At 49.7% G+C, this 6,679-nt stretch carries 6 protein-coding genes and 2 rRNA genes (1 of these 8 cut by a window edge); 5 read left to right on the top strand and 3 right to left on the bottom strand.

The window, feature by feature from the left end:
• The 4 genes from TTER_RS03825 to TTER_RS03810 form a co-directional block, all read left to right on the top strand.
• Positions 1–1,710 (top strand): 23S ribosomal RNA (locus tag TTER_RS03825) (it extends 1,226 nt beyond the left edge of the window).
• 57 nt (positions 1,711–1,767) lie between these two features.
• Positions 1,768–1,881 (top strand): 5S ribosomal RNA (rrf, locus tag TTER_RS03820).
• 39 nt (positions 1,882–1,920) lie between these two features.
• The gene (locus TTER_RS16340) at positions 1,921–2,631 is read left to right on the top strand and encodes an endonuclease III domain-containing protein (protein WP_012874714.1); all 711 of its coding nucleotides are present in this window, start codon (positions 1,921–1,923) and stop codon (positions 2,629–2,631) included.
• On the top strand, positions 2,631–3,380 hold the full coding sequence (locus tag TTER_RS03810) for an MBL fold metallo-hydrolase (RefSeq protein ID WP_012874713.1): 750 nt from the start codon (positions 2,631–2,633) through the stop codon (positions 3,378–3,380). Before TTER_RS16340 ends, TTER_RS03810 begins: the two co-directional genes overlap by 1 nt.
• A gap of 39 nt (positions 3,381–3,419) precedes the next feature.
• Here TTER_RS03810 and TTER_RS03805 read toward each other — a convergent pair whose 3' ends face one another.
• From TTER_RS03805 to TTER_RS03795, 3 genes are all read right to left on the bottom strand, one after another.
• Positions 3,420–4,133 carry a metal-dependent hydrolase gene (locus tag TTER_RS03805; protein ID WP_012874712.1) on the bottom strand — a complete coding sequence of 238 codons (714 nt, stop codon included), beginning with the start codon at positions 4,131–4,133 and terminating at the stop codon, positions 3,420–3,422.
• A 61-nt stretch (positions 4,134–4,194) separates the two neighbouring features.
• Positions 4,195–4,623, bottom strand: coding sequence for a VOC family protein (locus tag TTER_RS03800; RefSeq protein ID WP_012874711.1), 429 nt, complete (start codon positions 4,621–4,623; stop codon positions 4,195–4,197).
• Between the two features lie 28 nt (positions 4,624–4,651).
• Positions 4,652–5,440 carry an SDR family oxidoreductase gene (locus TTER_RS03795; RefSeq protein WP_012874710.1) on the bottom strand — a complete coding sequence of 263 codons (789 nt, stop codon included), beginning with the start codon at positions 5,438–5,440 and terminating at the stop codon, positions 4,652–4,654.
• Between the two features lie 256 nt (positions 5,441–5,696).
• Between TTER_RS03795 and TTER_RS03790 the strand changes: the two genes are divergently transcribed.
• A complete protein-coding gene (locus TTER_RS03790; protein ID WP_012874709.1) occupies positions 5,697–6,677 on the top strand; it encodes a sigma-70 family RNA polymerase sigma factor in 981 nt (326 codons plus the stop codon).
• Positions 6,678–6,679: the final 2 nt, after the last annotated feature.

The following is a 6,679-nucleotide window of genomic DNA, read 5'->3' as shown; positions in this document are numbered from 1 at the left end:
AAGCTGCGACAGCCTATTTGGCTGGGTAGGGGAGCGTTGCGTAGGGCTGTGAAGGCGGAGCCGAGAGGTCCGCTGGAGCCATCGCAAGTGAGAATGCCGGTATGAGTAGCGCATTGCCTGCGAGAACCAGGCACACCGAAAGCCCAAGGTTTCCTAAGCAAGGTCAATCCGCTTAGGGTTAGTCGGGCCTAAGGTTGCAAGCCGGAGTGCTTGTGGCCGATGGACAACGGGTTGATATTCCCGTACCAGCGTCTGGTCGCTATGAGCGATGGGGGGACGCGGCAGGGTAGGCCGGAGCGGGGCAGTACCGTCCAAGCCTTCCAGGGAGTGCCGGTAGGCAAATCCGCCGGCACATATCCGTGGGGGTGATGGGGAGAGCCCGGGGCAACCCGGAGCTCAACTCGGCCGAACGCCCATACCGCCAAGAAAAGCCTCTAAGCCAGACCAGATGCTGCCCGTACCGCAAACCGACACTGGTGGGCAGGTAGAGGATACCAAGGTGAACGGGATACCCCTCGTTAAGGAACTCGGCAAAATGGCCCCGTAACTTCGGGAGAAGGGGCGCCTCCTTGGGTGATGAGCTCGAGGAGGCCGCAGAGAAACGGCCCAGGCGACTGTTTAACAAAAACACAGGTCCCTGCTAACTCGTGAGAGGATGTATAGGGGCTGATGCCTGCCCAGTGCCGGAAGGTCAAGGGGAGGGGTGCACGTAGCCCCAAACCGAAGCCCCGGTAAACGGCGGCCGTAACTATAACGGTCCTAAGGTAGCGAAATTCCTTGTCGGGTAAGTTCCGACCCGCACGAAAGGCATAACGATCTGGGCACTGTCTCAACGAGGGACCCGGCGAAATTGAAGTACCCGTGAAGATACGGGTTACCCGCGACAGGACAAAAAGACCCCGTGGAGCTTTACTACAGCTTGACACTGGCTCGGGGCTACGTATGCGTAGGATAGGTGGGAGCCTGTGAAGCCCCTCTTGCGGGAGGGGTGGAGGCGCCGGTGAAATACCACTCTTACGTGGCCTTGAGCCTAACCGGGCAACCGGGACAGTGTCTGGCGGGTAGTTTGACTGGGGCGGTCGCCTCCTAAAAGGTAACGGAGGCGCCCAAAGGTTCCCTCAGGCCGAATGGAAACCGGCCGGTGAGCGCAAAGGCATAAGGGAGCTTGACTGCAAGGCCGACAAGCCGAGCAGGGACGAAAGTCGGGCTTAGTGATCCCACGGTACCGCGTGGAAGGGCCGTGGCCTAACGGATAGAAGCTACCCCGGGGATAACAGGCTGATCCTGCCCAAGAGTTCACATCGACGGCAGGGTTTGGCACCTCGATGTCGGCTCGTCTCATCCTGGGGCCGGAGTAGGTCCCAAGGGTTGGGCTGTTCGCCCATTAAAGAGGCACGCGAGCTGGGTTCAGAACGTCGTGAGACAGTTCGGTCTCTATCCGTCGCGGGCGCAGGAGGTTGTGAGGGGATCCGTCCCTAGTACGAGAGGACCGGGATGGACGGACCTACGGTGTACCGGTTGTCAAGAGTTGGCACCGCCGGGTAGCCGAGTCCGGTCGGGATAACCGCTGAAAGCATCTAAGCGGGAAGCCCACCCCAGGATTAGACCTCCCCACTAGACCCCAGGAAGATGACCTGGTAGATAGGCCGCAGGTGCAAGCACCGTAAGGTGTGCAGCCAAGCGGTACTAACGGTCGACCGTCTTGCCCGCCTCCATCCTCCCCTTACGACAAGATCCAAATTACCCCATCCGCTACCCATAACACGGGAGCGTGGCTCAAGCGGAGGGGAACCACCCGGCCCCATCCCGAACCCGGTAGTGAAACCCTCCAGCACCAATGATACTGGCTCTCCCAGCCGGAAAAGTAGGCCGCCGCGCTCCCTACCCCTTACCACACCACACCTCTGCTATACTGCAGATATGCAGCAATCACAATGCTACACTCTCCCTCCTAAGGAAAAAGTCAAAATAATTGATGATATCCTAACTCGTACCTATGGCAACCCAGAGTGGGTATCACGTTTAGACCCCGTTAGCGAGCTTATACTAACTATTCTTTCCCAGCACACATCAGATAAAAACTCCGGAGCAGCATTTGATAGGCTCTACGATCACTTTAACGGTGACTGGAAAAGGGTCATGGAGGCACCTACTGAAGAGGTAGCCCAACTGATAAAGTCTGCGGGCTTAAGCAACATTAAGGCACCTCGCATACAATCAGTTCTAAAAGAGATTTGGTCCCGGCTAGGGTCTTTTGATTTACAGTTCCTGAAAGATATGCCTATTAATGCCGCCAAGGAGTGGCTCACAAGCATCAATGGTGTAGGACCCAAAACAGCCGCATGCGTGCTTATGTTCTCTCTAGGGTTACCAGTTATGCCTGTGGACACCCACGTTCATAGAGTATCGCTCAGGCTAGGTCTCATACCTCCAAAGACTAACGCAGATAGAGCTCATGATATCCTCGCCCAAATAGTTTCCCCCGAGCGCGCCTATCCTTTCCATATCAACTTAATCAGGCACGGGAGAAGAGTATGCAAAGCTCCTGTACCAAAGTGCACTATATGCCCATTAACCTGTTTATGCGTATACTTTCACCAAAACAGCCTTAGCATCAGAGAGGGGAAATAATGACTAGACTGAAGATTCTAGGAAGCGAGCCAGCATGGCCCTCTGCTAACCGAGCTTGCAGCGGGTATATCCTCGACATCGAGCAACAAACTATACTCATAGATGTTGGAACAGGCGTATTCGAGAGACTAAGGGCAACAGCAGATCCTGAGTCAATAACAGCTATAGTCATATCTCACTTACACTTCGACCATTGGGCTGATCTGATACCATATCGCTACTATCTGTCCTTAGAAGCAAAGCCTTCTAATCCTCCTAAGCTTTATCTTCCTCCAAACGGTGTTGAGATTCTAAGAAGAGTTGTCGAGCCTATAGATCCCAATCCAGATTTCTTTACAGGCACATTTGAGACTTTCGAATACGATCCACAGTCAGGATTACACATTGGAAAAGCACATTTCCAATTCAGGAAGATGTTACACCCCATAGACACATACGGTATGAGAATATCAACAAACGATAGGACCTTTGTATATTCTGCAGATACAGGATGGGAAGACTCGATCTACGAGTTTACAGAGCAAGCAGACCTGCTATTGTGTGAGGCCGCTTATGTCGACCAACCGGGGAATCCAAATGTACATATAACTGCCGAGCAGGCTGGTAAGATTGCTCAGGCTGGTAACGTCAAAAAGCTTGTACTGACACATCTACCTGAACGAAAAGCAGAGGTAGCTATAGGCTTAGCTAAAAGAGAATTCAATGGTGAGGTTGATTACGCCTACAGTTCTAGGGAATTTGAGGTTTGATCGCAGCCAAAGCTGCGATCAAACCTGAATATAGACGATTTACTTGAGGCTCTCACCAGGACGAATATCCAACACCTGTACACCCCCTATATCTCCTACCATATTTCGGAATTCTTCAGGGGTACCAGTGAGCACAGGGAATGTGCCATAATGCATCGGTATCACCTGGGTTGTCCCCAATAACTTAGTGGCCATAGCTGCTTCACGTGGCCCCATAGTAAAGTGGTCTCCTATAGGAAGCATGCATAGATCAGGCTTATACAACTCTCCTACAAGCTGCATATCTGAGAAGACTGCAGTATCACCAGCATGGTATATCTTGAATCCATTCTCCAACTCTATGACGTAACCTGCAGCTTCCCCCCCGGGAATAAGCTCTCCATCGTCGACAACACTGGAGGAGTGTACAGCGTGCACCATCGTGACTTTGATATCACCAATTCGCTGTGTCCCTCCTTTGTTCATAGGTGAAGTGTTCTGGATACCTTTGCTCCCTAGCCAAGTACATATCTCAAATATTCCGATGCAAGTAGCACCTGTTTGTTGAAGGATCTGTATAGCATCTCCCATATGGTCTGAATGACCGTGGGAGATGAGAACTAGATCCACATTACCTAACTGCTTCAGATTATCAGGACACTTAGGATTATTCATCACCCAGGGCTCCAGCAATATGCGCTTGCCTCCTGGCGTATCCACTATAAAAGTGGAATGTCCCAGGTAAGTAATAGTGGTATCATGACCTATCTGCATCCCTCCAAACCTCCAGATAATCTCCTAGATTAGTCATTGACAGCAATTTGTGTGCAAGAGATTATTCTCTATAAGCATCGAGGTCAAATTTTTCTTGAATAAGCCAGCCGTCTGGTATAGAGCCATACCTATTTTCATCAGACAAGTACAATAAGTTGCCGTCGGGGTCCATAACTGCCAGAATACCCTCATCTATTTGCCAAAAGACAACGCCTCTATACTCAAGCTCGCTAACCATAGCAGGGAGATCATTGACTACAAAACTTACGTAGAATGAGTTGTGTTTTGGTCCTTTGGGTAATTCTTGGCCTTCACCACCTGATAGTATCAGGATGCTAAGCCCTCTTGCGTCTTTTAGCAGAGCACGCTCTTTCGATTCGTCTATATCTACAGGGGATAGACCAATTACATCCACATAGAAGTCAACTAACTCATACCAGTCTTCAGCAAGCACGCATATCAAGCCCAAGCTTACTTGTTGTTTGCTCATAATCGATTTAACCTACCAACTAATACAACTAATAAATACACTGCAACGCTCCACCATCTACCTGTAATGTTGTCCCTGTGACATAAGAAGCTCTATCACTGACAAAGAAGGCTACAACATCTGCAAATTCATCTGGAGTACCGTACCGTCCAAGGGGAATGAAGCTCTCTTGTTCAGCTCGCACATCATCGACAGAGCGCCCCTCCCTGCTGGCGCGTATCTCGTCCAAAGATCTAACTCTATCTGTAAGAATTCTTCCGGGACATATGTTATTTATAGTGATATTGTAACGCCCAACATCCAGGGACAGCGTCTTGGCCATACCTACCACAGAAGCTCGTATAGAGTTGGACAGTATGAGCCCTCTGATTGGGGACTTAACCGATGTGCTGACGATATTAGCAATGCGTCCATATCGTTGACTCTTCATAATCGGTAATACCTGACGGATAAGCCGAACTGAGCTCATCATATTGAGATCAAAAGCCCTGTACCAATCATCATCATTGAAGTCTTCGAAATCGCCTGCAGGTGGCCCGCCGGCATTGGTAACTAATATATCAACACGTCCCCACTTTCCTACAGTGGTATCTACTAACTTCTTTATGTCATCTGGGTTCGTCACATCAGCCACCACAGGTAAGACACTATCTTCACCCCTTGAGATTTCATTTGAGGCCTTATCAACCCTCGCATGGTCTCTTGAACATATAGCTACTTTTGCCCCCTCCTCGACTAACCTGGCAGCAACAGCCTTTCCCAAACCGCTACTAGCGGCAGCAACTATAGCTACTTTCCCTGAAAGTCCCAGGTCCATAATCAATTCCTCCTCTAAATCGCTATTTTCGGCATAGAAGATGCTGTTAGGGTTATTAACTCTCTCAATATTGAAACCTTAGGAAACTACAATACGTAATCATTAATGACACAAAACTTGTACTTTGGGTGTTTATATCTATGAAAGCTATATCTCACGGTAAGGGAGGTGGTTCGGAGGGACTGTGCAAATTATCTTGTGAGTTTTGTTGAGGGGATTAGGAGTGCCTTGATAGGTCTAGACTGGAGTAAGAACCATGAACATGCACGTCACCGACGAACCCTTTGCTGAAGACTATGTGCAGGAGAATGACAGCTATATCTCTGCTGAAGAGAGTTCTGGATCCGAAGATTCAGTTTCTGTATATCTGAGGGATATAGGCGCTATTCCCTTGCTCACTCCTATGGAGGAGATAGCGCTAGCAAAAGCCATAGAAAAAGGCCGTCAAGCAACTAGAAAGCTACACCAGGATCTTAGCCCTGAGGAGAGAGAAGCCGCACTGAGAGATAAAGAACGAGGCGAGATGGCTCGTCGGAGAATGATCGAGTGCAACCTCAGGCTTGTAGTCTCTATAGCTCGAAGATACGCTGGAAGAGGCCTACCACTCTCCGACCTCATAGAAGAAGGCAACCTGGGACTGATGCGAGCTGCGGACAAGTTTGACTATCGTAGAGGGTATAGGTTTAGTACCTACGCAACGTGGTGGATCCGTCAAGCCGTGACTAGAGCTCTCGCGAGCCAGTCAAGAGTAGTAAGATTACCAGTCCACGTAACGGAGCTGATGCACAACATCACCAAGGTATCCCACAGACTTTCTCAAGAACTAGGTAGAGAACCTACCAGTGAAGAGATAGCAGCGGAGCTCAATATCACCCCTGAGAGGGTTAGAGAGGTAGTCAAGGCATCGCAATATCCAATGTCGCTCGAACAACCATATGGAGAGGATGGCGACGGCACAGTCGAAGAGATCATAGAGGATCCTAATATAGAGTCTCCTGCTGACCAGGTCTCAAGGGATATTCTAAGGGAGCAGATATTAGCATTATTAGACGATCTCACGGATAGGGAGAGGCAAGTACTGGATCTTCGCTATGGACTAACAGGTAACCATAGCTACACACTAGAAGAGGTGGGAAAGGTCCTTGGAGTTACTAGGGAGAGGATAAGACAGATAGAGAAAGAAGCTCTCTCTAAACTTAGACCTCATGCTGAATCTCTAAGATCTTTTATGGGATAATT

Source organism: Thermobaculum terrenum ATCC BAA-798 (assembly GCF_000025005.1).
GTDB classification, from domain to species: Bacteria; Chloroflexota; Chloroflexia; order Thermobaculales; family Thermobaculaceae; genus Thermobaculum; species Thermobaculum terrenum.
Note: the sequence above shows the minus strand (reverse complement) of the source record. Positions and strands in the feature narration are given on the sequence as shown.

Coding starts and splice junctions, on each gene's coding strand:
- TTER_RS03795 (WP_012874710.1), bottom strand. CDS start 5,440: ATGGACCTGGGACTTTCAGGGAAAGTAGCTATAGTTGCTGCCGCTAGT.
- TTER_RS03800 (WP_012874711.1), bottom strand. CDS start 4,623: ATGAGCAAACAACAAGTAAGCTTGGGCTTGATATGCGTGCTTGCTGAA.
- TTER_RS03790 (WP_012874709.1), top strand. CDS start 5,697: ATGAACATGCACGTCACCGACGAACCCTTTGCTGAAGACTATGTGCAG.
- TTER_RS03810 (WP_012874713.1), top strand. CDS start 2,631: ATGACTAGACTGAAGATTCTAGGAAGCGAGCCAGCATGGCCCTCTGCT.
- TTER_RS03805 (WP_012874712.1), bottom strand. CDS start 4,133: ATGCAGATAGGTCATGATACCACTATTACTTACCTGGGACATTCCACT.
- TTER_RS16340 (WP_012874714.1), top strand. CDS start 1,921: ATGCAGCAATCACAATGCTACACTCTCCCTCCTAAGGAAAAAGTCAAA.